Genomic DNA, 21,361 nt, shown 5'->3' on the forward strand with positions numbered 1-21,361 from the left:
GCCGGAAGGAGCACCCGCGTGAACACGCATGCCTCGGTCGTGATCATCGGCGGCGGGGTGATGGGCGCCGCCATCGCCTACCACCTGGCCGCCGCCGGCGTCCGCGACGTCCTGCTGCTGGAACGGGACGAGCTCGCCGCGGGATCCACCTCGAAGGCCGCCGGAGGGGTCCGCGCCCAGTTCTCCGACGAGCTGAACATCCAGCTCGGGGCGCGCAGCCTGGAGGCGTTCGGGCGGTTCGGGGAGGAGATCGGTCACGACATCGGGCTGCACCGCGTCGGCTACCTCTTCCTGCTGTCCACCCCGCAGGAGGTCGCCTCCTTCGAGGCCGGCGTGCGGCTGCAGAACGCGCTCGGCGTGCCCAGCCGGATGATCAGCCCGGCCGAGGCCCGCCGTCTCTCCCCGCTGATCCGCACCGACGGGTTACTGGCGGCCGCGTTCTCGCCGGACGACGGTCACTGCACCCCGGAAGCCGTCGTCCACGGGTACGCGGCCGCCGCCCGCCGGTGCGGGGCGCGCGTTCTGCGCCACACCGAGGTCACCGGCATCGAACGGCAGGGCTCCGCGATCACCGGAGTGCGGACCACCCTCGGCCCGATCGCCACGGACACGGTGATCTGCGCGGCCGGCGCCTGGTCCAGGGCCGTCGGCGCGATGGCCGGCGTGGACCTGCCGGTGCAGCCGCTGCGCCGGCAGATCGCGGTCACCGAACCGGTCCCCGGCCTCCCGCCGGACCTCCCCATGACCATCGACTTCACCAGCAGCCTCTACTTCCACGCCGAGGGCCCCGGCCTCCTGGTGGGCATGTCCGACCCGGACGAGCGTCCCGGCTTCGCCACCGACACCCACGACCGGTGGATCCCCCGCCTCGCCGCCGCCATGGAGCGCCGCGCCCCCGCCCTCCTCGACCTGCGCCGCACGGGCGGCTGGGCGGGCCTGTACGAGGTCACCCCGGACCACAACGCCCTGATCGGCGAGGCCTCGACGGTGTCGCGCTTCCTGTACGCGACGGGGTTCTCCGGGCACGGCTTCCTCCAGGGGCCGGCCGTCGGCGAGGTCGTCCGCGACCTGTATCTGGGCCGCGTACCCTTCGTGGACGTCGCCCCCCTGAGCGCCGACCGTTTCGCGGCCGACGCCCCGCGTCCGGAGGTCAACCGCGTATGACCGCACTCCACCTGTGGCTGCGCCACGAGGTCCGCGCCACCGAACGGCGCACCCCGGTCGTCCCCGACGACGCCCGCCGCCTCGTCGAGGCCGGCGTGCGCCTGAGCGTCGAGGACTCCCCGCAGCGCGTCTTCCCGATCCGGGAGTACGAGGCCGTCGGCGCGCGGATCGCCCCCGCCGGCTCATGGACCTCGGCGCCGGCCGACGCCGTCGTCCTCGGCCTCAAGGAACTCCCATACCAGCCAGGTGAACTGACGCACCGGCATGTGTTCTTCGGGCACGCCTACAAGCGGCAGCCCGGGGCCGCCGCCCTGTTGCGCCGGTTCGCCGCGGGAGGCGGCGCGCTGCTCGACCTGGAGTACCTGGTCGACGACGACGGCCGTCGTCTCGCCGCCTTCGGCTACTGGGCGGGCTACCTCGGCGCGGCCCTCGCCGTCCTCCAGCACCGGGGCACGCTGACCGCTCCGCTTCGGCCCACCGGCAAGGACGAGCTGGACGCGACGCTGCGTCAGGCGCCGGACCACGACGAGGAGTTCACCGCCCTCGTCGTCGGGGCCCTCGGGCGCAGCGGCCGGGGCGCGCGGGCCGCGTTCGCCACGGCCGGCGTGGACCCCTCGTGCTGGGACCTGGCGCAGACCCGCGACCTGGACCGGCCCGCCCTGCTCGCGCACGACGTGATGGTCAACTGCGTCCTGGCCACGACCCCCGTGCCGCCGTTCGTCCGCGAACAGGACCTCGACGACCCGGACCGTCGGCTGCGCACCCTGTCCGACGTCACCTGTGACGTGGGCTCGCCGCTCAACGTCCTGCCGGTGTACGACCGCACCACCGAGTGGGCCGACCCCGTGCGCCGTCTGCGCAAGGAGCCCCCGCTGGACCTGATCGCCATCGACAACCTGCCCTCCCTGCTGCCGCGCGAGTCCAGCGTCGATTTCTCGGCGGCCCTCACGCCCCAGCTGCTCGACTTCGGCGCCGGCGGAGCATGGGGCCGCTGCCTGGCCCGGTTCCACGAGGCGAGCCGTGAACACGGCCTGGAGCCCGGGCGGTTCGGGGCGGAAGGGGAGTCCCGCCGTGTCTGACGCCGTGCCCGCCACCGGCGCCGTCCACTGGGTCGGCGCCGGCCTCTCCACGGGCAGCGGCCTGGCCGCCCTGTGTGAGCACAGCGACCGCATACGCCTGTGGCACCGCACGGCGGAACGGGCGGCCGGGGCGCTCGACCGCCTGGGCCTGACCGGACGCGCCGAGCCGCGCGCCTACACCCTGGCCGCGCTCGCCGCCGAGCTGTCCCCGGGGGACGTCGTGGTGTCGATGCTGCCCGCGACCGAGCACGCCCCGCTGCTGGCGGCGTGCGTGGCCGGGCGGGCCCACTTCGCGTGCTCCAGCTATGTCTCCGACTCGGTGCGCGAACAGGCGTCCGCGGCCGCCGCGGCCGGGATCGTCGTCCTCACCGAGGCGGGACTCGACCCGGGCGTGGACCACCTCTTCGCGCACAGTCTCGTCGACCGCGCCCGCAGGGCGGTCGGGGACGACACTCCGGCCTCGTACCGCCTCACGTCGTACTGCGGAGGCGTCCCCGCCGTCCCCGACGACTTCAGGTACCGCTTCAGCTGGGCCCCGCTCGGCGTCCTCAACGCCCTGCGCACGCCCGCGCGTTACGTCGAGGACGGCGTCGAGACCGTCGTCGAACGCCCCTGGGAGGCCACCCGCGGGCACCTCGTCGGCGGCGAGAGGTTCGAGGCGTACCCCAACCGCGACAGCGTCCCCTTCATCGAGCAGTACGCCCTGCCCCGGGCCTGGCGGCCGACCGACTTCGTGCGCGGGACGCTGCGCCTGGACGGCTGGCTGCGGGCCTGGGACGCCGTGTTCGAGGAGCTGAGGACCGGCGACGACGCCCGGATCGCCGCGCTGGCCGGGGAGCTGGCGGCCGCCCACCCGACGACGGCCGCCGATCGCGACCGCGTGGTCCTCGCCGTGTCCCTGGAGGTGCGCGCGGACCGGGGCGGCGACGTCGGCGACGGCGGCTCGTGGTCCGGCCGTTACCTGCTGGACGTGGAGGGCGACGCGGACGAGAGCGCGATGGCCCGCTGCGTCTCCCGCCCGCTGGCGCTCGGCGTCCGGCACATCCTGAACGGCTCCCTGCCGCCGGGGCTGTGCAGGGCGGCCGGGACGGCGGGCCGCTCCGAACGGTGGCTGGACGAACTGCGCGCCGACGGACTGGACTTCGCGGTACGCGTCGGGGACTGACGGAGCACGCGAGGTCCGGCGGCGGCCGGCGGGGCGGCTGCCGCCGGACTCCGGGCGCGGGGACGTCCCGTGCGGGCGGCGCCGCTGCGGCGGTCCCGGGGCGTCAGCCCGTGACCGCCTCGTGGACCAGTCGCTTGAGGTCGGGGTAGAGCTTCAGCGACTTCCGCGGTCGCAGCTGGGTCAGGAACTGGACGGACACGTCATGGGCCGGGTCGACCCAGAAGGTCGTGGTGGCGACGCCGCTCCAGCCGTAGGTGCCGAGCCCGGAAGGGGCCTGGGTGCGGTTCGGGTCGACGACCACGGAGACCCCGAGCCCGAAGCCGACGCCGTCGTTGCCCGGCTCGTCGTGGGCCGGACGGCTGCCGAAGGCCCGCAGGTCGGCGCCGCCGGGGAGGTGGTTGCGGGTCATCAGGTCGACCGTCGCGGGCGCGAGCAGGCGCACGCCGTCGAGCTCGCCGCGCCGCCGCAGCAGCTCGCTGAACCGGTGGACGTCGTAGGCGGTCGCCACCATGCCGCCGCTGCCCGACAGGAACCTGGGGCGGCCGGACAGGGGCAGACCCGGGATCGGCTCGATGCCGCCGCCGTCGGCGTCCCCGTACAACTCCGCCAGGCGGCCCGCCTGTTCGGCGGTGACCTGGAAACCGGCGTCGGGCATCCCCAGCGGGCGGAAGATCCGCTCGGCGAGGAACTCGTCCAGCGGCCGCCCGGAGACCACCTCGATGACCCGGCCCAGGACGTTCGTGGCCACCGAGTAGTTCCACTGGGTGCCCGGCTCGAACTGCAGCGGCAGCCGCGCGTAGGCCTCCACGGTGGCCGCGAGGTCCGAGCCCGGCAGCACCGCCGAGTCCAGTCCGGCCTCGCGGTAGAGGGCGTCGACCGGGTGACAGTGGTAGAACGCGAAGGTCAGGCCCGCGGTGTGGGTCATCAGATGCCGCACCAGCAGGGGCTGCTCGACGGGGCGGGTGGACAGGCCGGAGCCCGAACCGCCGGTGTACACGCGCTGGTCGGCGAAGGCCGGCAGATGGTCGGCGACGGGGTCGTCGAGCCCCAGCCGGCCTTCCTCCATCAGTATCAGCGCGGCGACCGAGGTCACCGGCTTGGTCATGGAGTAGATCCGGTACAGGGTGTCGGCCTCGACGGGCAGCCCGGCGGCGATGTCGCGGTGACCGTGCGTGGCGAGGTGCGCGACCCGGCCGCCGCGCGAGACGGCCAAGAGGAACCCGGGCAGACGCCCTTCGTCGACACGGTGGGCGAGGTGCTGGTCGAGGCGGTCCAGCGCCTTCGCGTCCAGCCCGGCCTCGCTCGGGTCGACCTCTTGTCGCAGCAGTGCCATCGTTCTCCTCCGGTGCGTTCGTTCAAGGCGCGGTCCCGGCCTACCCGCCGGGACGGCCTCCGACCTCATCGTCGCGCAGGGAACGCGCGTGCGGACCCCTTTCGGCACCGTGATCCTTGTGCGTTGCGTCGCTTCCCTCAGCCGGGTGACCAGCGGGGCAGCCGGTCGGGCGGGGGAGGGGGCGCTCGGTGGGAGCGGGGCGTGAACGGCTCGGCAGCGCCCGGCAGAGCGCCGGAGCGGCCGCGGTCGCGCACGCCAGCGCCAGCAAGGGGGAGCGCGGTGCGCCGAGGTCCATGAGCACGGTCGCCGTCGCGACGCCGAGCGCCGGTCCGACGTTCATCGCCGTCTGCTGCAGCCCGCCCGCCACCCCGGCCGACTCTGCGGTCGCCTCGCGTACGACGACATGGGTCGCCGCCACCATCGTGGCCCCGAATCCGCCGCCCACCAGGGCGAATCCGGCGCAGAAGACGGCCGGAGCGGAAGCGCCGGCGAGGACGAGGAGGCCGACGGCCAGGGCGGTCGTCGCCCCCGTGAGCGTGGCGCGCGCGCCGGCCCGGCGCAGCAGGACCGCGGCGGCGGGGGCGGCCCCCACCAGGAACACGGCCAGCGGAAGGCTGAGCAGGGCGCTGTGCAGCGGGGTGAGGCCCAGGCCGTCCTGCAGGAGGTAGACACAGGCGAAGACGGCGCCGTTCAGGGCCGCCGACGCGATGACGAGCACCCCGAGGGCCGCGCCGGCCGCGCGCGAGCCGGCGTTCCCCCGGCCGGAGCGCCCGAGCGCCGTCGGCGGCAGCAGGGGCGCCGGGCTGCGTCGCTCGTGCCGGACGAAGGCGGCGCCGGCGAGCAGCGCGACCGGCGCCGACCACGTCAAGCCGGGGAGGGTGACCAGGGTGTGGACCAGACAGGCGAGCGCCACCGCGAGGAGCAGGGCGCCGGGCAGGTCCAGCGGTCCGTCGGCGGACGGCCGGGTCTCCTCCCGGGAGGCGAGAGCGAGCGCCCCCAACAGCAGTGCGGGCGCGACGGCGACCAGGAACACCGAACGCCAGCCGAACTGCGTGGTCAGCGCCCCGCCGACCACGGGTCCGACGGCCGCCGCGACCCCGATGGCGGCCGTGCGCACGGCGATCGGCGTGCGCAGCCGGTCCGGCGGGAACGAGGCCCGCAGCATGCCCAGCGTGGCCGGCTGCGACAGCGCCCCGAACACGCCCTGCACGACCCGCAGCCCGATCACCCAGCCCACGCCCGGCGCCACGGCGAGGGCCGCCGAGACGACCCCGAAACCGAGCATGCCGACGGCGAAGACGCGGCGGTGTCCGTGCCGGTCGCCGAGCCGCCCGGCGAACACCAGCAGACTCGCGACCGCGACCAGATAGCCGGTGCCGGTCCACTGGGCCTGGGCCAGCGAGGCGTGCAGATCGCGTTGCAGAGCGGGCCGGGCGACGGTGAGCACGGTGCCGTCCAGGGCGACGATCACCGCGCCGGCCACGCTGCTCGCCAGCGTCAGGGAACGGTTCACCGGCCCGCCTCGGGACCCAGGTGCGCGTCCAGAGCCGTGCGCAGAAGCGGTGCGAAGTCGTCGGTCCCGGTGGCGAGTTGGAGGCTGCCCCAGCGCCACAGCTGCGCGATGCCGTGCAGGTTCGCCCACAGCGCGGCCGCGACGGCACGGGCGTCGGCGTCCGGGCGGACGCGGCCGACGAGCTCCACCAGGACGCCGAACAGCGGCAGGCTGGTGTCGCGCAGTCGCAGGTGACCGCTCTCCAGCAGGTCGTGGCGGAACATCAACTCGTACATCCCGGGGTTCTCCAGCGCGAACTGCAGGTAGCCGCCGCTGAGTTCGGCGAGCCGCCCGCGTGGGTCCGCGTCCTCGTCGCCCGGGGCCGGTCTCACGCGCGCGGCGAGGTCGGTGAAGCCGCGGTGCGCGATGGCCGACAGCAGGTCCAGGTGGGTGGGGAAGTAGCGGCGGGGCGCTCCGTGAGAGACGCCCGCCCGCCGCGCGATCTCGCGCAGGGTCAGCGCGCCGGCGCCCTCCCGGGACACCAGGTCCACGCCGACGTCGACCAGTCGGGTGCGCAGACCGGCGTCGGAGGCGGTGCGGCCGGACGCCTCGGGCGTCGGCTCGGGATCGGGCGTGGGCGCCTTCATGGACCCTGTCTACCAGGGTGCGGTAGACAGTGTCTACCTCTCCGGTCGTCGAGCGGCGGAGCGCTGCGGCGGCAAGGCGTCCCGGCGGACCGGGGCGCCTTCGGCACGAGTTCTGCGGCGTTCCCGATGGCGTGCGCGAGGGCCGTCGGGTCCTGCGCCCCCGGTCGCACGAGGGTGGGTCCGCGGGCGCGGGGCCGACGGCCGATGCCACGACGGGCTCCCGCTGTCTAGGCTGCGGGAGCAGTCCGCCGTCCCTGTGAGGAGAAGTCGCCATGCCCGTCAACGGCCGTAGTCACATCCGGGTCGCCCGGCCCTCGCGCGACCTGGCCGCGGCGGAACGGTTCTGGAGGGAGGGCCTCGGGCTGAGCGTGCTGTGGCGGGCGGAGGGGGGCACACGGCCCGGTGAGCACGATCTGCTGATGCTCGGCTGGCCGGACGCCGACTGGCACCTGGAACTCGTCCATGAGCCGAGCCGTCCCGTGGAGCCCCGCCCGACGGAGGAGGACCTCTTGGTGATCTACGTCGACGGCCCGGTCCCCGACGACCTGGTGGCCCGGCTGGAGCGCGGCGGGGGCGTACGGGTGGCGTCGCCCAATCCCTACTGGAACGAGTGGGGCGTGACCGTCGAGGATCCGGACGGATACCGGCTGGTGCTGTGCCGGCGCGGCTGGTCGAACGCCTGACGTAACGCCTGACGCCCCTGGATGACGCGCGGTCCGGCGGGCCCGGGTCTCCCGCACCGCCGTCGGGCACGCCCTGCGGCGGATGCGCCGGGATCCCGGAGCCGCAAGGGCGTCCGGGATCCCGGACGAGGGCGGGCCCGAAGGCCCGCGCGGGCCGGGAGGCTCGCTCGGGCCCGGGGTCCGCGCCTCGGTCGTGCGCTCAGGCCGTCACCGCCTCCGGCCGGGCGGTCTCCCGCAGGTCGCGCTCGCCGAGCTGCTCCGTGGGGATCCTGGCCGTCTCCCGGGCCGACAGGGCCGCGATCACCGGAGGCACGCACAGCGCCGCCGTGAAGAAGGCCACCGAGGACCAGTCGTCGCCGTTTGGGCCCGCGAGCTGTGCGGCGAAGGTGACCGCGAACCCGGCCACCGCGAAGCCGACCTGGGTGCCGATCGCCATGCCGGACAGCCGGACGCGGGTGGCGAACATCTCGCCGTAGAAGGAAGGCCACACGCCGTTGGCGGCGCTGTAGACCACGCCGAAGGCGAGGACGCCCAGGACCAGGATCAGCGGGTAGGAGCCGGTGGAGATCGCCCACAGGTAGGCGAACATCATGACCGCGCTGCCGGCCGCCCCGACCAGGTACACCGGACGGCGGCCGATGCGGTCGGAGAGCGTGGCCCACGCCGGGATGGCCGCCAGCGCGACCAGGTTGGCCAGCGCGCCCACCCAGAGCATGGAGGAGCGGCTCATCCCGACCGAGTCGCCGGTGGCGTAGGCCAGCGCCCACACGGTGAAGATGGTGCTGACCGAGGCGACGAGCGCGCCCGCGATCACCCGCAGCACGTCCGCCCAGTGTTCCCGCAGCAGCACCGCCAGGGGCAGCCTGAGGACCTCGCCGCCGGCCTGCTGTGCCGTGAAGGCGGGGGTCTCCTCCAGTTTGCGGCGGATGACGTAGCCGGCGACGGCGACCGCGATGCTCAGCCAGAAGGGCACCCGCCAGCCCCAGGACAGCAGTTGCTTCTCGGGAAGGGCCGCGATGGGGATGAAGACGAGCGTGGCGAGGAGCTGGCCGCCCTGGGTGCCGCTGAGCGTGAAACTGCTGAAGAACCCGCGCCGGTCGGACGGCGCGTGTTCGAGGGTCATGGAGTTGGCGCTGGCCTGCTCGCCGGCCGCGGAGACTCCCTGCAGGACACGGCACAGCACCAGCAGCACGGGGGCGAGCGAGCCGACCTGGGCGCGGCTGGGCAGGCAGCCGATGAGGAACGTCGACAGGCCCATCAGCAGGAGCGTGAAGACCATGATCTTCTTGCGGCCGACGCGGTCGCCGAAGTGCCCGAGGAAGAGAGCGCCCACGGGACGGGCGGCGTAGGCGACGCCGAACGTCGCCAGGGAGAGCAGCGTCGCGGTGGCCGGGTCGGACTCGTCGAAGAAGACCTTCGGGAAGATCAGGGCCGCGGCGCTGCCGTAGATGAAGAAGTCGTAGTACTCGAGGGCACTGCCGATCCAGGCCGCAGTGGCGGCTTTCTTCGGCTGGCCGGGGGGTGCGGCGGGGACGGACACGGCGTGCTCCTTCGAGGGGACTCCAACGTAGGTGGAGTGGGGCAAGGGGAGAAGGGCCGGTTCCCTGGGGTGCGGGGCGGCTGCGCCGGGTGCGTGCCCGGCTAATTAACCCACTGGGTAGTTAGTAGCGGATGGCTAGGGATGTTGCGCTGATGTTTCTCCGCTGTCAATAGGTCCTGCGGATTCCCACGGGCGCATCCGGGAACCGCCCGCGGCCGGACCGCCGGACAGTCGATCCGCCGGCGGGCGCCGGGCGAGGGGCCGGTCCGCGGACCGGACCGGCCCGGCCCGGAGGGTCAGTCCGTCGCGCGCTCCGCCGTCAGATAGGCGATGACCATGTCGCCGAGCATGGCGCGGTAGCGCTCGCGTTGGGCGGGATCGACCAGGTCGCGGCCGAACAGGGCGCCGAAGGTGTGCCGGTTGGCCACCCGGAAGAAGCAGAACGAGCTGATCATCGCGTGCAGGTCGACGGCGTCCACCTCGGCCGTGAACAGGCCGGACTCCTGCCCGGACGCCAGGATGCGGCGGATCACGTCGAGCGCGGGGGACCCGATCCGCCCGAGCTTCTCCGAGGCGGCGATGTGCTCGGCCTCGTGGATGTTCTCGATGCTCACCAGGCGGATGAAGTCCGGGTGCTGCTCGTGGTGGTCGAAGGTCAGCTCCGCCAGCCGGCGGATGGCCGCGACCGGGTCGAGGTGCTCGACGTCGAGCTGCTGCTCCGCGTCGCGGATCACGCCGTAGGCCCGCTCCAGCACGGCGGTGAACAGCTGGTCCTTGCCGCCGAAGTAGTAGTAGATCATCCGCTTCGTGGTGCTGGTGCGGGCGGCGATGTCGTCCACCCTGGCCCCGGCGTAACCGGCCCGGGCGAACTCCTGGGTCGCCACGTCGAGGATCTCGGCCCTGGTCCGGGCCGCGTCGCGGGTGCGCCCGTTGCCGTGGGGTCGTGCCGGTTCGTCGACGCTGGTCATCGGGTTCCTTCGGGCGGCGCGGGTGCTGTGCCGAGATTCTAGAAGCCCGCCCGGGGCCCCCGGGGTGAGAGGGCTTCCCCTGAGCCGCTCCCCGGTGTTATGACTAACTCACCAGTTCGTACATTAGTCGGTCGATCAGGAGGTCCCTCGTGGCCGTCGTCTCGCAGGACTCGTATCTCGTCGCGCTGATCGGTTCCGGCATCGGCCCGTCGCTCAGCCCGGCCCTGCACGAGCGGGAGGCCGACCGCCAGGGGCTGCGCTGCCTGTACCGCCTCATCGACATCGACGTGCTCGGCGTCGGTCCGCAGTCCGTGGGCGATCTGGTGCGCGCCGCTCGTGACCTCGGCTTCGACGGACTCAACATCACGCACCCCTGCAAGCAGCTGGTCGTCGAGCACCTCGACGCGCTGTCTCCGCAGGCCGAGGCGCTCGGCGCGGTCAACACCGTCGTCTTCGAGGACGGCCGGGCCGTCGGCCACAACACGGACGTGACCGGATTCGCCGCGTCCTTCGCCCGCGGCCTGCCGGACGTCCCGTCGGAGCAGGTGGTGCAGCTGGGCGCGGGCGGCGCCGGGGCGGCCGTCGCGCACGCCATGCTCACCCTGGGCGCCGGGCGGGTCACGGTCGTGGACGCGCTGCCCGAGCGCGCCGCGGAGCTCGCCGGCTCCCTCAACCGCCACTTCGGACCCGGCCGGGCCGCGGCCGCCGCCCCGGACCGACTGGCCGCCCTGCTCGCGTCGGCCGACGGCGTGGTCCACGCCACCCCCACGGGTATGGCCGCCCACCCCGGCCTGCCCTTCCCCGCCGGACTGCTGCGCCCCGGCCTGTGGGTCGCCGAGGTGGTCTACCGTCCCCTGGAGACCGAACTGGTGCGCACCGCCCGCGCGGTGGGCTGTGCCACTCTGGACGGCGGCGGCATGGCCGTCTTCCAGGCCGTGGACGCCTTCCGTCTGTTCACCGGCCGTGAGCCCGACAGCGCCGCCATGCTGGCCGACTTCGCGGAGCTGGCCCGTGGCGCGGAGACGGCCCGTGGCGCGGAGCGCTCGGCGGGCCACGCCGTATGACCGTCGCGGGCCGTACACGGCCGGCCGCGTGCGGGCGGCGCGCCCGCACGATGCCACGCCCCGCGCCCCGCACGGGACGCGGCACAGCCCCCGAAGGAGCATGACCGTGCGTACGTCCATAGCCACCGTCTCGCTCAGCGGAACCCTCACCGAGAAGCTCACGGCCGCCGCCCGGGCCGGTTTCGACGGCGTCGAGATCTTCGAGAACGACCTGCTCGCGAGCCCTCTCGAACCGGCGGAGATCCGCGCGCGCTGCGCCGACCTCGGCCTCACCGTCGACCTGTACCAGCCGATGCGCGACGTCGAGGCCGTGCCCGCGGAGGAGTTCGCCCGGACCCTGCGCCGCGCCCGGCACAAGTTCGCGCTGATGGAGGGACTCGGCGCCGACACCGTCCTCGTCTGCTCCAGCGTCTCCCCCCTCGCCCGCGACGACGACGAGCTCGCCGCCGCGCAGCTGAGCCGGCTGGCCGACCTGGCGCAGGACTTCGGCGTCCGCGTCGCCTACGAGGCGCTCGCCTGGGGACGGCATGTCAGCACCTACGACCATGCCTGGCGCATCGTCGAGACGGCGGCTCACCCCGCGCTCGGCACCTGCCTGGACAGCTTCCACATCCTGTCCCGGACCTCCGGTCCGAAGGACCTCGACGGCATCGGGGACATCCCCGGCGAGAAGATCTTCTTCCTCCAGCTGGCCGACGCCCCGCTGCTCGGCATGGACGTGCTGCAGTGGAGCCGCCACCACCGTTGCTTCCCCGGGCAGGGCGGGTTCGACGTCGCCGGCCTGGTCGGACGCGTGCTGCGCACCGGGTACGACGGCCCGCTCTCCCTGGAGGTCTTCAACGACGTCTTCCGGCAGGCCGAGGCCGGCCCGACCGCCGTGGACGCCCGTCGCTCCCTGCTGCTCCTCCAGGAGGAGGTCGGCGTCGAGGTCCTGCCCCCGCCCGTGACCCCCTCCGCGGTGGCCTTCGCCGAGCTGGTCACCCAGGACGCCGACCCCGTCGCCGCCCTGCTCGGCGCCCTGGGCTTCGCCCGCACCGCCCGCCATCGGGGCAAACCGGTCGACCTGTGGGAGCAGGGCCGGGCCCGGATCCTGGTCAACACCGGTGCGGCCGCCCTCCCGCACTCCCGGCTCCACTCGCGCGGCGGGAGCCCCGCCGACGGCACGGCTCTCGCCGCGATCGGCCTGGAGTCACCGGACCCGGCCGCTGCCGCCCGACGCGCGGAGGCGCTGCTCGCCCCGGTCCTGCCGCGCCGCCGCGCCGAAGGGGACGCCCCGCTGGACGCCGTCGCCGCCCCCGACGGCACGGAACTCTTCCTGTGCGCGACGCGGCGCCCCGGGCTGCCCGACTGGCGGGCCGACTTCGAGGACGCGCCGCACGCGCCCGCCGCGGCCGGCGACTTCCGCATCGACCACGTGGCCCTGACCCAGCCCTGGCACCAGTTCGACGAGGCCGTCCTCTTCCATCGAGGCGTCCTCGGCCTCGACGCCCAGGAGAGCGTCGACGTGGCCGACCCCTACGGGCTGCTGCGCAGCCGCGCCGTCGCCAACGCCGACGGCAGCGTCCGGTTCCCGCTCACCGTCGGAGCAGCCCCCGGCGACGACACCGCGCACGCCCGGCACATAGCGCTGGCCACCGACGACGTGGTCGCCGCGGTCCGCCGTCTCGTCGCGGCCGGCGGCCGCCCGCTGCCCATCCCCGCGAACTACTACGACGACCTCGCCGCCCGCTTCGAGTTCGCCGACGGCGAGCTGGAGACCTACCGCGAGCTGGGCATCCTGTACGACCGGGACGCCCACGGCGTCTTCCGGCACTGCTACACGCGCACCGTCGGCCGCGTCTTCTTCGAACTGGTCCAGCGCGACGGCGGTTACCAGGGCTACGGCGCGGCGAACGCCCCGGTGCGGCTGGCGGCCCAGCACGCCGTCCGCCGTCCTACTGGCGGCTGACCGTCCTGGTGACGCCGGCGACGACCGTGGAGGCCAGGATCCAGCCGGTGACGATGAGGACGTACGACAGGGTCTGGTACCAGCCGGTCGGCGCGAACGCGCTCTCCTGCCCGAAGGAGATCACCGGCAGCAGCAGGTCGAGGGTGTAGAAGACGGGGCTGAAGTGGGGGGCCTCGCCCGCCTTCAACGGCGGCGGGTGGTGCCCTGCGTAGGCGATCGACCCGGCGGCCAGCAGGGACAGCAGCCAGCCGGCCGCGCGCAGCGGGCGGAACCCGTAGCCCACGGCCGCGTCCTGAAGGTGGCCCCACAGCCGCCCGTACCAGGGGAGCGTCCCGCGGTGACGGCGCTGTTTGGCGAGCTGCACCAGCCGGGCGGCCCGGTCGTCGCCGGTGGTGCGATAGGCGGCGGTGAGCTGTTCGTAGGCGTGCGGGTCGAACGCGCCGTCGTCGCGCTCCAGCATCGGCAGCCGGCGCTCGGCGGGCTCGTGCGGGGTGAGGAAGGTGTAGGTGAGATCCAGCAGCCGCACCTGGTCGGGCAGCTTCTCGGGCGCCAGGTGGAGCTGGCCCACCTCGGCGCGCCGCAGATTGAGCCGGCCCTCGATCGGCGGGCCCTCGCGCAGCCAGAGCTCGCCCACGACGCAGCTGCTCAACCGCAGGGCGGTGCCACCCGGGTTGGACAGGGAGGTGTGCAGCAGATCCACCCGGCCGGGGACGCGTGAGCCGCGCAGGTCGATGCGGCCCTCGGCGCGCATCCGCCGGGCCAGCAGATTGGCGCCGACGTCGAGGGCCTCCGCCTGCAGGACGAAGCCGCCGGGGTTGCTCAGTTCGGCGTCGTCCAGATCGATCGAGCCGGCCACGCAGGCGCCGTCGAGCCGGATCGGTCCGCGGGTGCGCAGACCTCGCGCGCACACGTCGTCGTCGACGGAGAGCTGGTGGAGCGCGAGCACCGGCTGTGCGGGGTCGTCAGCGGTGATCTCGGCCCGGTCCACGAACAGGGCTCCGGAGATCTGGGCGCCGCCGAGCTGCACCGGGCCGTCGATCCGGCAGCGCGTCAGCCGCAGGCTGCCGTCGATCCGGCTGCGCGCCGCCGCGAGGCCGGGCAGGGCGCAGTCGCGCAGGTTCAGGTAGTTCAGGTGGGCGCCGGCCAGTCGCGGCACGGCGTCGAAGCGGCAGTGGTTGAGGCGGACGACGCTGCCGACGACCGCGTACCGCAGATCCAACTGCCCGGTGATCCGGGCCCCCATGACCTTGAGGGCCGCCACCTCGCCCGGTTCGCGCGGTCCGTTGAGGAGCAGCGCACGCAACACGGCGGCCCGCACGGCCGGTTCGGGCCCGCGGTCGGGGCCCGGCGTGCCTTCGGAGCCGTCGCGGAAGTCCACGGACGTTCCCGTGGCGAAGGCCCGCCAGACTCGTCGTTCGGCCGGTGTCAGATCGTCGATCTCCATCAGCCGCGACTCTGGCGGGCCTCTCCGAGCGGTGTCAACAGGCTAGGCCCGTACGTTCCATTCGGCGATCACGGGCCGCTCGTGCTCCGTCGACAGCCGGCTGACCGTGCCGGTGGCCAGTTGGAACAACCGGCCCTCGGCGGGGGGCAGTCCGAGCCGACGGGCCGTCAGCACCCGGAGGAAGTGCGAGTGGGCGACGAGGACGACGTCGCCCTCGTCGAGCGCCGGGGCCACCCGGGCCAGCACCCGGTCGGCGCGCCGGCCGATCTGTTCGGGCGACTCGCCGGGACGGCCCTGCGGGCCCGGCGGCACACCGTGTGTCCACAGGTCCCAGTCGGGACGGGTGCGGTGGATGTCGACGGTGGTGACGCCCTCGTAGCCGCCGTAGTCCCACTCGTGCAGGTCGGGTTCGACGGAGATCCCGGCGACGCCGGCGAGTTCGGCGGTGCGTATCGCCCGGTGCAGCGGGCTGGTCAGGGCGAGTGCGAAGGTCCGGCCCGAGAGGAGCGCGGCGAGGGACTTGGCCTGTTCCTCGCCGTGAGCGGTGAGGGGCAGGTCGGTGAAGCTGGTGTGCTGTCCCGACCTGCTCCACTCCGTCTCCCCGTGGCGGACCAGCAGAAGATCCCCCACGGCCGGCGCCTACTTCTTCGCCGATTCGACGGCGTGGCCGCCGAACTGGTTGCGCAGCGCCGCGATCATCTTCATCTGCGGCGAGTCGTCCTGGCGGGAGGCGAACCGCGCGAAGAGGGACGCGGTGATGGCCGGCAGCGGCACGGCGTTGTCGATGGCCGCCTCCACCGTCCACCGTCCCTCGCCGGAGTCCTCGGCGTAGCCGCGCAGCTTGTCCAGGTGGGTGTCCTCGTCGAGGGCGTTGACCGCGAGGTCCAGCAGCCAGGACCGGATGACGGTGCCCTCCTGCCAGGACCGGAAGACCTCGCGGACGTTGTCCACGGAGTCGATCTTCTCCAGCAGCTCCCAGCCCTCGGCGTACGCCTGCATCATGGCGTACTCGATGCCGTTGTGGACCATCTTGGAGAAGTGCCCGGCGCCGACCTTGCCGGCGTGGACGTAGCCGTAGGGGCCCTCCGGCTTGAGCGCGTCGAAGATCGGCTGCAGCCGGTCGACGTGCTCCTTCTCGCCGCCGACCATCAGCGCGTAGCCGTTCTTGAGGCCCCACACGCCGCCGGAGACGCCGGCGTCGACGAAGCCGATTCCCTTGGCGCCCAGTTCCGCGGCGTGCTTCTCGTCGTCCGTCCAGCGGGAGTTGCCGCCGTCCACCACCGTGTCGCCGGCCTCCAGCAGACCGCCGAGCTCGTCGACGACGGACTGCGTCGCCGCGCCGGCGGGGACCATCACCCAGACGGTGCGGGGCGCCTGGAGCTGCTCGACCAGTTCGGCGAGGTCCTTGACGTCGGAGAGTTCGGGGTTGCGGTCGTAGCCGACGACGGTGTGGCCGGCGCGGCGGATGCGCTCGCGCATGTTGCCGCCCATCTTGCCGAGACCGATCAGACCCAGCTGCATCGATGTCATGTCAGTTCACTACTTCCTGAGTTCACGGTAGGCGGCGACGAGTGCGGCGGTGGAGGGATCGAGGCCGGGCACCTCGGCGCCCTCGGCGAGCGCCGGCTCGACGCGCTTGGCGAGGACCTTGCCGAGCTCCACGCCCCACTGGTCGAAGGAGTCGATGTTCCACACCGCGCCCTGCACGAACACCTTGTGCTCGTAGAGGGCGATGAGCTGGCCGAGGACCGAGGGGGTCAGTTCGCGGGCCAGGATCGTGGTGGTGGGGCGGTTGCCCAGGAAGGTACGGTGCGGCACCTGCTCCTCGGGCACGCCTTCCGCGCGCACCTCCTCGGCGGTCTTGCCGAAGGCCAGCGCCTGGCCCTGCGCGAAGAGATTGGCCATCAACAGGTCGTGCTGGGAAGCCAGTTCACCGCTCAGCTCGGCCGCCGGGCGCGCGAACCCGATCAGGTCGGCAGGGATCAGCCGGGTGCCCTGGTGGATCAACTGGTAGTAGGCGTGCTGCCCGTTGGTGCCGGGCGTGCCCCACACCACCGGTCCGGTCGACCACTGGACACGGTCGCCGGCGCGGTCCACCGACTTGCCGTTGGACTCCATGTCCAGCTGCTGCAGGTAAGCGGTGAACTTCGACAGATAGTGGCTGTACGGCAGCACCGCATGCGTCTCGGCGCCGAAGAAGTTGCTGTACCAGATGCCCAGCAGGCCCAGGATCAGCGGGGCGTTGTCCTCGGCCGGGGCGGTGCGGAAGTGCTCGTCGACGACACGGAAGCCGTCGAGCAGCTCCCGGAAGCGGTCCGGGCCGATGGCGATCATCAGGGAGAGGCCGATGGCCGAGTCGAAGGAGTAGCGGCCGCCGACCCAGTCCCAGAACCCGAACATGTTGTCCGGGTCGATGCCGAACTCCTCCACCTTGCCGGCGTTCGTGGACAGCGCCACGAAGTGCCGGGCGACCGCCTTCGCCTCGCCGCCGAGCCCGGCCAGCAGCCAGGAGCGCGCGGAGGTCGCGTTGGTGATGGTCTCGACCGTGGTGAAGGTCTTGGACGCGACGATGAACAGCGTCTCGGCGGGGTCCAGGTCACGCAGGGCCTCGTGCAGATCGGCGCCGTCCACGTTCGACACGAAGCGCAGCGTCAACTCCCGCGCCGCGAAGGTGCGCAGGGCCTCGTACGCCATCGCGGGGCCGAGGTCGGAGCCGCCGATGCCGATGTTGACGACGTTGCGGATGCGCCTGCCGGTGTGGCCGGTCCATTCGCCGGAGCGGACCCGGTCCGCGAAGTCGCTCATCCGGTCCAGCACCGCGTGCACCTCGGGCACGACGTTCTCGCCGTCGACCTCGATCACCGCGTCGCGCGGCGCGCGCAGGGCGGTGTGCAGCACGGCCCGGTCCTCGGTGACGTTGATCTTCTCGCCGCGGAACATGGCGTCGCGCAGCCCGAACACGTCCGTGGCGGAGGCGAGTTCGCGCAGCAGGGCGAGGGTCTCGTCGGTGATCAGGTGCTTGGAGTAGTCGATGCGCAGGTCGCCGACCCGCACGACGTACCGCTCGGCGCGGGAGGGGTCCGCGGCGAACAGCTCACGCAGCTGGGGGCGCTGGAGAGGCGGCGCGGCGCGGTGCTCCTCCAGGGCCGTCCACTCGGGCCGGGCGGTGAGCTTGGGGGTGTCAGACATGAGAGGGGGTCTCCTTGGTGGCCTCGCCCCGCAGGGCGACGGCGTACATCTCGTCCGCGTCGAGGCGCCTGAGCTCCTCGGCGATGAGTTCGGAGGTGGTGCGGACCTTCAGCGCGAGGGTGCGCGGGGGCTGGCCCGGCAGGGAGAGCGTGGCCAGCGGTCCCTCGGGGCGGTCGATGACGATGTCGCCGTCCGCGGTGCCCAGGCGCACGGCCGTGACGACCGGCCCGTCGGTGACGACGCGGTCGATCGTGACCTTCAGCCGCGCCTCCAGCCAGCGGGCCAGCAGCTCGGCGGCGGGGTTGTCGGCCTCGGCCTCCACCGCGCCCGAGACGATCGGCACCCGGGCCTGGTCCAGCGCCGCCGCCAGCATCGAGCGCCACGGGGTCAGCCGGGTCCAGGCGAGGTCGGTGTCGCCGGGGGCGTAGGTGCGGATCCGGGCGTCCAGGGTCGCCAGCGGGTTCTCGACCGCGTACAGGTCGGTGATCCTGCGCTGCGCGAGCGCGCCCAGCGGGTCCTTGGCGGGGTTGGCCGGCGCGTCCACCGGCCACCACACGACGACGGGCGCGTCCGGCAGCAGCAGCGGCAGGACGACGGAGTCGGCGTGGTCGGACACCTCGCCGTACGTCCGCAGGACGACCGTCTCGCCGGTGCCCGCGTCGGCGCCCACCCGCACCTCCGCGTCGAGGTGGGAGTTGGTGCGGTCGCGCGGGCTGCGGGCATGCCGCTTGATGACGACCAGGGTGCGCGAGGGGTGCTCGTGCGAGGCCTCCTCGGCCGCCTTGATCGAGTCGTAGGCGTTCTCCTCGTCCGTGACGATGACCATCGTCAGAACCATGCCCACGGCCGGTGTGCCGATCGCGCGGCGACCCTTCACCAGCGCCTTGTTGATCTTGCTTGCAGTGGTGTCGGTCAGGTCGATCTTCATGGCCTGCGCCAGCTCCGTCCGTCTCGTGCGAGCATCTCGTCGGCTTCCTCGGGTCCCCAGCTGCCCGAGGGGTACTGCGCGGGCCTGCCGTGCCGTGCCCAGTACTCCTCGATCGGGTCGAGGATCCTCCAGGACTCTTCCACTTCCTGGTGGCGCGGGAACAGGTTGGCGTCGCCGAGCAGCACGTCCAGGATGAGCCGCTCGTACGCCTCCGGGCTGGACTCGGTGAAGGACTCGCCGTAGGCGAAGTCCATCGTGACGTCCCGGATCTCCATCGACGTGCCGGGGACCTTGGAGCCGAAGCGGACCGTGATGCCCTCGTCCGGCTGGACGCGGATGACGATCGCGTTGGCGCCGAGCTCCTCGGTGGCGGTGGAGTCGAAGGGGGAGTGCGGCGCCCGCTGGAAGACCACCGCGATCTCGGTGACCCGGCGGCCGAGCCGCTTGCCGGTGCGCAGGTAGAACGGGACGCCCGCCCAGCGGCGGTTGTCCACGCCCAGCTTGACGGCGGCGAACGTGTCCGTCGTGGAGGCCGGGTCGATGCCGTCCTCCTCCAGGTAGCCGCGCACCTTCTCGCCGCCCTGCCAGGCGGCCGCGTACTGGGCCCGCACGGTGTGCCGGCCCAGGTCCTCCGGCAGCTTGACCGCCTTGAGCACCTTGAGCTTCTCGGTGAGCAGCGAGGCCGCGTCGAAGGAGGCGGGCTCCTCCATCGCGGTGAGCGCCATCAGCTGCAGCAGGTGGTTCTGGATGACGTCACGGGCCGAGCCGATGCCGTCGTAGTAGCCGGCCCGCCCGCCGATGCCGATGTCCTCGGCCATCGTGATCTGGATGTGGTCGACGTACGACCGGTTCCAGATCGGTTCGAACATGGTGTTGGCGAAGCGCAGCGCCAGGATGTTCTGGACGGTCTCCTTGCCGAGGTAGTGGTCGATGCGGAAGACCTGGTCCGGTTCGAACACGTCGTGCACGACGGCGTTCAGCTTCTGGGCGCTGGCCAGGTCGTGGCCGAAGGGCTTCTCGATGACCGCCCGCCGCCAGGAACCCTTGCGCGCCTTCGCCAGCCCGTGCTTCTTGAGCTGCTCGACCACCTTGGGGAAGAACTTCGGCGGCACGGACAGGTAGAAGGCGAAGTTGCCGCCCGTGCCGCGGGAGGAGTCCAGCTCCTCCACGGCGGTCTTGAGCTGCTTGAACGCGGTGTCGTCGTCGAAGTCGCCGGGGACGAACCGCATGCCCTCGGCGAGCTGCTGCCAGACCTCCTCGCGGAACGGGGTCCGGGAGTGCTCGCGGACCGCGTCATGGACGACCTGGGCGAAGTCCTGGTCCTCCCAGTCACGGCGGGCGAATCCGACGAGCGAGAAGCCCGGCGGGAGCAGACCGCGGTTGGCCAGGTCGTAGATCGCCGGCATCAGCTTCTTGCGGGACAGGTCGCCCGTCACTCCGAAGATCACGAGGCCCGAGGGGCCCGCGATGCGGGGCAGGCGCCGGTCGCGTGGGTCCCGCAGGGGGTTCTCCCAGGCCGCGCCGAGACTGCTGGTGCTCATTCCGCGTCAACTCCCTTGCTCGTCAGCGACTTCGTGACCGCGTCCAGAAGGTCCTGCCACGCCGCCGCGAACTTGGCGACACCCTCGTCCTCCAACCGGGTGACGACCTCGTCGTAGGAGACGCCGAGCGCCTCCACCGCGGCCAGGTCGGCACGCGCCGCGGCGTAACCGCCGGTGACGGTGTCGCCGGTGACGTCCCCGTGGTCGGCGGCGGCCTCCAGCGTGGCCTCGGGCATGGTGTTGACCGTGCCCGGCGCGACCAGCTCGTCCACGTACAGCGTGTCCTTGTAGGCAGGATCCTTCACACCGGTGGACGCCCACAGCGGACGCTGCCGGTTGGCCCCCGCCCCGGCCAGCGCCGTCCAGCGGGCCCCGGCGCGCTCCGGGGCGCCGACCGGGCCGAAGACCTCCTCGTACGCCTGGTAGGCCAGCCGGGCGTTGGCGAGCGCCGCCCGGCCCTTCAGCGCGAGCGCCGCGTCGGTGCCGAGAGCCGTCAGCCGCTTGTCGGTCTCCGCGTCGACGCGGGAGACGAAGAAGGACGCCACGGACCGGATCAGCGTCAGGTCCAGCCCCCTGGCCTGCGCCTTCTCCAGGCCGGCCAGATAGGCGTCCATGACCTCCCGGTAGCGCTCCAGGGAGAAGATCAGCGTGACGTTGACACTGATGCCGAGCCCGACGACCTCGGTGATCGCCGGCAGACCCGCCTTCGTCGCCGGAATCTTGATCATGACGTTGGGGCGGTCGACCAGCCAGGCGAGCTGCTTGGCCTCGGCGACGGTGGCGGCCGTGTCGTGGGCCAGCCGGGGGTCCACCTCGATGGAGACCCGGCCGTCGAGGCCGTCCGTGGCCGCGAACACGGGACGCAGGACGTCGGCCGCGGCCCGCACGTCGGCGGTCGTCAGCATCCGCACGGCCTCGTCGACCGTGACGCCCCGCACGGCCAGGTCGGCGAGCTGCTCCTCGTAGCCCGCGCCGGAGCCGATGGCCGCCTGGAAGATGGACGGGTTGGTGGTCACGCCGACGACGTTGCGCGTCTCGACGAGCCGGGCGAGGTCGCCGGAGCGGATCCGCTCGCGTGACAGGTCGTCCAGCCAGATGGAGACGCCTTCGTCGGACAGGCGCTTGAGGGCTCCCGCGGTCGCGGTCGCTTCGGTCACTTCGATCATCTTCTTTCCT

At 73.1% G+C, this 21,361-nt stretch carries 18 protein-coding genes; 6 read left to right on the forward strand and 12 right to left on the reverse strand.

Annotated features, from left to right (window positions below):
• Nucleotides 1-18: 18 nt before the first annotated feature.
• Genes Sri02f_RS28205 through Sri02f_RS28215 form a run of 3 tightly spaced genes read left to right on the forward strand, consistent with a single transcriptional unit; the run spans nt 19 to nt 3,408 of the window.
• Nucleotides 19-1,164, forward strand: a complete 1,146-nt coding sequence (locus Sri02f_RS28205; RefSeq protein WP_109004140.1) for an NAD(P)/FAD-dependent oxidoreductase — start codon at nt 19-21, stop codon at nt 1,162-1,164.
• Complete coding sequence (locus Sri02f_RS28210; protein ID WP_109004141.1) at nt 1,161-2,243, forward strand: saccharopine dehydrogenase; 1,083 nt, start codon at nt 1,161-1,163, stop codon at nt 2,241-2,243. Before Sri02f_RS28205 ends, Sri02f_RS28210 begins: the two co-directional genes overlap by 4 nt.
• Nucleotides 2,236-3,408, forward strand: a complete 1,173-nt coding sequence (locus Sri02f_RS28215) for a saccharopine dehydrogenase family protein (RefSeq protein ID WP_109004359.1) — start codon at nt 2,236-2,238, stop codon at nt 3,406-3,408. Before Sri02f_RS28210 ends, Sri02f_RS28215 begins: the two co-directional genes overlap by 8 nt.
• A 103-nt stretch (nt 3,409-3,511) precedes the next feature.
• Here Sri02f_RS28215 and Sri02f_RS28220 read toward each other — a convergent pair whose 3' ends face one another.
• The 3 genes from Sri02f_RS28220 to Sri02f_RS28230 are packed head-to-tail and all read right to left on the reverse strand — an operon-like array spanning nt 3,512 to nt 6,880.
• Nucleotides 3,512-4,741, reverse strand: a complete 1,230-nt coding sequence (locus tag Sri02f_RS28220; protein WP_109004142.1) for a serine hydrolase domain-containing protein — start codon at nt 4,739-4,741, stop codon at nt 3,512-3,514.
• A 40-nt stretch (nt 4,742-4,781) separates the two neighbouring features.
• Complete coding sequence (locus Sri02f_RS28225; RefSeq protein ID WP_109004143.1) at nt 4,782-6,254, reverse strand: MFS transporter; 1,473 nt, start codon at nt 6,252-6,254, stop codon at nt 4,782-4,784.
• Nucleotides 6,251-6,880 (reverse strand): TetR/AcrR family transcriptional regulator, encoded by a 630-nt coding sequence (locus tag Sri02f_RS28230; RefSeq protein ID WP_109004144.1) that lies wholly within the window; start codon nt 6,878-6,880, stop codon nt 6,251-6,253. The genes Sri02f_RS28225 and Sri02f_RS28230 overlap by 4 nt, the downstream gene beginning before the upstream one ends.
• A gap of 272 nt (nt 6,881-7,152) precedes the next feature.
• On the opposite strand from Sri02f_RS28230, the gene Sri02f_RS28235 reads away from it, so the two are divergent.
• Nucleotides 7,153-7,563 carry a VOC family protein gene (locus tag Sri02f_RS28235; protein WP_109004145.1) on the forward strand — a complete coding sequence of 137 codons (411 nt, stop codon included), beginning with the start codon at nt 7,153-7,155 and terminating at the stop codon, nt 7,561-7,563.
• Between the two features lie 199 nt (nt 7,564-7,762).
• On the opposite strand, the gene Sri02f_RS28240 is transcribed toward Sri02f_RS28235, so the two are convergent.
• Together Sri02f_RS28240 and Sri02f_RS28245 are read right to left on the reverse strand one after the other, a co-directional pair.
• The gene (locus tag Sri02f_RS28240; protein ID WP_109004146.1) at nt 7,763-9,103 is read right to left on the reverse strand and encodes an MFS transporter; all 1,341 of its coding nucleotides are present in this window, start codon (nt 9,101-9,103) and stop codon (nt 7,763-7,765) included.
• Nucleotides 9,104-9,399: 296 nt separating this feature from the next.
• The gene (locus Sri02f_RS28245; RefSeq protein WP_109004147.1) at nt 9,400-10,071 is read right to left on the reverse strand and encodes a TetR/AcrR family transcriptional regulator; all 672 of its coding nucleotides are present in this window, start codon (nt 10,069-10,071) and stop codon (nt 9,400-9,402) included.
• 149 nt (nt 10,072-10,220) lie between these two features.
• On the opposite strand from Sri02f_RS28245, the gene Sri02f_RS28250 reads away from it, so the two are divergent.
• Together Sri02f_RS28250 and Sri02f_RS28255 are read left to right on the forward strand one after the other, a co-directional pair.
• The gene (locus Sri02f_RS28250) at nt 10,221-11,135 is read left to right on the forward strand and encodes a shikimate dehydrogenase (protein WP_109004148.1); all 915 of its coding nucleotides are present in this window, start codon (nt 10,221-10,223) and stop codon (nt 11,133-11,135) included.
• 106 nt (nt 11,136-11,241) lie between these two features.
• On the forward strand, nt 11,242-13,083 hold the full coding sequence (locus Sri02f_RS28255) for a bifunctional sugar phosphate isomerase/epimerase/4-hydroxyphenylpyruvate dioxygenase family protein (RefSeq protein WP_109004360.1): 1,842 nt from the start codon (nt 11,242-11,244) through the stop codon (nt 13,081-13,083).
• On the opposite strand, the gene Sri02f_RS28260 is transcribed toward Sri02f_RS28255, so the two are convergent.
• Genes Sri02f_RS28260 through tal form a run of 7 tightly spaced genes read right to left on the reverse strand, consistent with a single transcriptional unit; the run spans nt 13,070 to nt 21,351 of the window.
• Nucleotides 13,070-14,527 (reverse strand): membrane-associated oxidoreductase, encoded by a 1,458-nt coding sequence (locus Sri02f_RS28260; RefSeq protein WP_109004149.1) that lies wholly within the window; start codon nt 14,525-14,527, stop codon nt 13,070-13,072. The genes Sri02f_RS28255 and Sri02f_RS28260 overlap by 14 nt on opposite strands.
• Before the next feature lie 42 nt (nt 14,528-14,569).
• Entirely contained in the window at nt 14,570-15,157 is a 588-nt protein-coding gene (locus Sri02f_RS28265; RefSeq protein ID WP_109004150.1) for a histidine phosphatase family protein, read from the reverse strand.
• Nucleotides 15,158-15,166: 9 nt separating this feature from the next.
• The gene (gene gnd, locus Sri02f_RS28270; RefSeq protein ID WP_109004151.1) at nt 15,167-16,048 is read right to left on the reverse strand and encodes a phosphogluconate dehydrogenase (NAD(+)-dependent, decarboxylating); all 882 of its coding nucleotides are present in this window, start codon (nt 16,046-16,048) and stop codon (nt 15,167-15,169) included.
• A gap of 18 nt (nt 16,049-16,066) precedes the next feature.
• Nucleotides 16,067-17,716: a glucose-6-phosphate isomerase gene (pgi, locus tag Sri02f_RS28275; protein ID WP_109004152.1), complete on the reverse strand. Its 1,650-nt coding sequence runs from the start codon at nt 17,714-17,716 to the stop codon at nt 16,067-16,069.
• Nucleotides 17,709-18,644, reverse strand: coding sequence for a glucose-6-phosphate dehydrogenase assembly protein OpcA (gene opcA / locus Sri02f_RS28280; RefSeq protein WP_109004153.1), 936 nt, complete (start codon nt 18,642-18,644; stop codon nt 17,709-17,711). Before opcA ends, pgi begins: the two co-directional genes overlap by 8 nt.
• Complete coding sequence (gene zwf / locus Sri02f_RS28285) at nt 18,641-20,185, reverse strand: glucose-6-phosphate dehydrogenase (RefSeq protein ID WP_109004154.1); 1,545 nt, start codon at nt 20,183-20,185, stop codon at nt 18,641-18,643. The genes opcA and zwf overlap by 4 nt, the downstream gene beginning before the upstream one ends.
• The gene (gene tal, locus Sri02f_RS28290) at nt 20,182-21,351 is read right to left on the reverse strand and encodes a transaldolase (RefSeq protein ID WP_109004155.1); all 1,170 of its coding nucleotides are present in this window, start codon (nt 21,349-21,351) and stop codon (nt 20,182-20,184) included. Before tal ends, zwf begins: the two co-directional genes overlap by 4 nt.
• Nucleotides 21,352-21,361: the final 10 nt, after the last annotated feature.

Origin of the sequence: Streptomyces rishiriensis (genome assembly GCF_003112535.1) — a bacterium.
Taxonomy (GTDB): domain Bacteria; phylum Actinomycetota; class Actinomycetes; order Streptomycetales; family Streptomycetaceae; genus Streptomyces; species Streptomyces rishiriensis.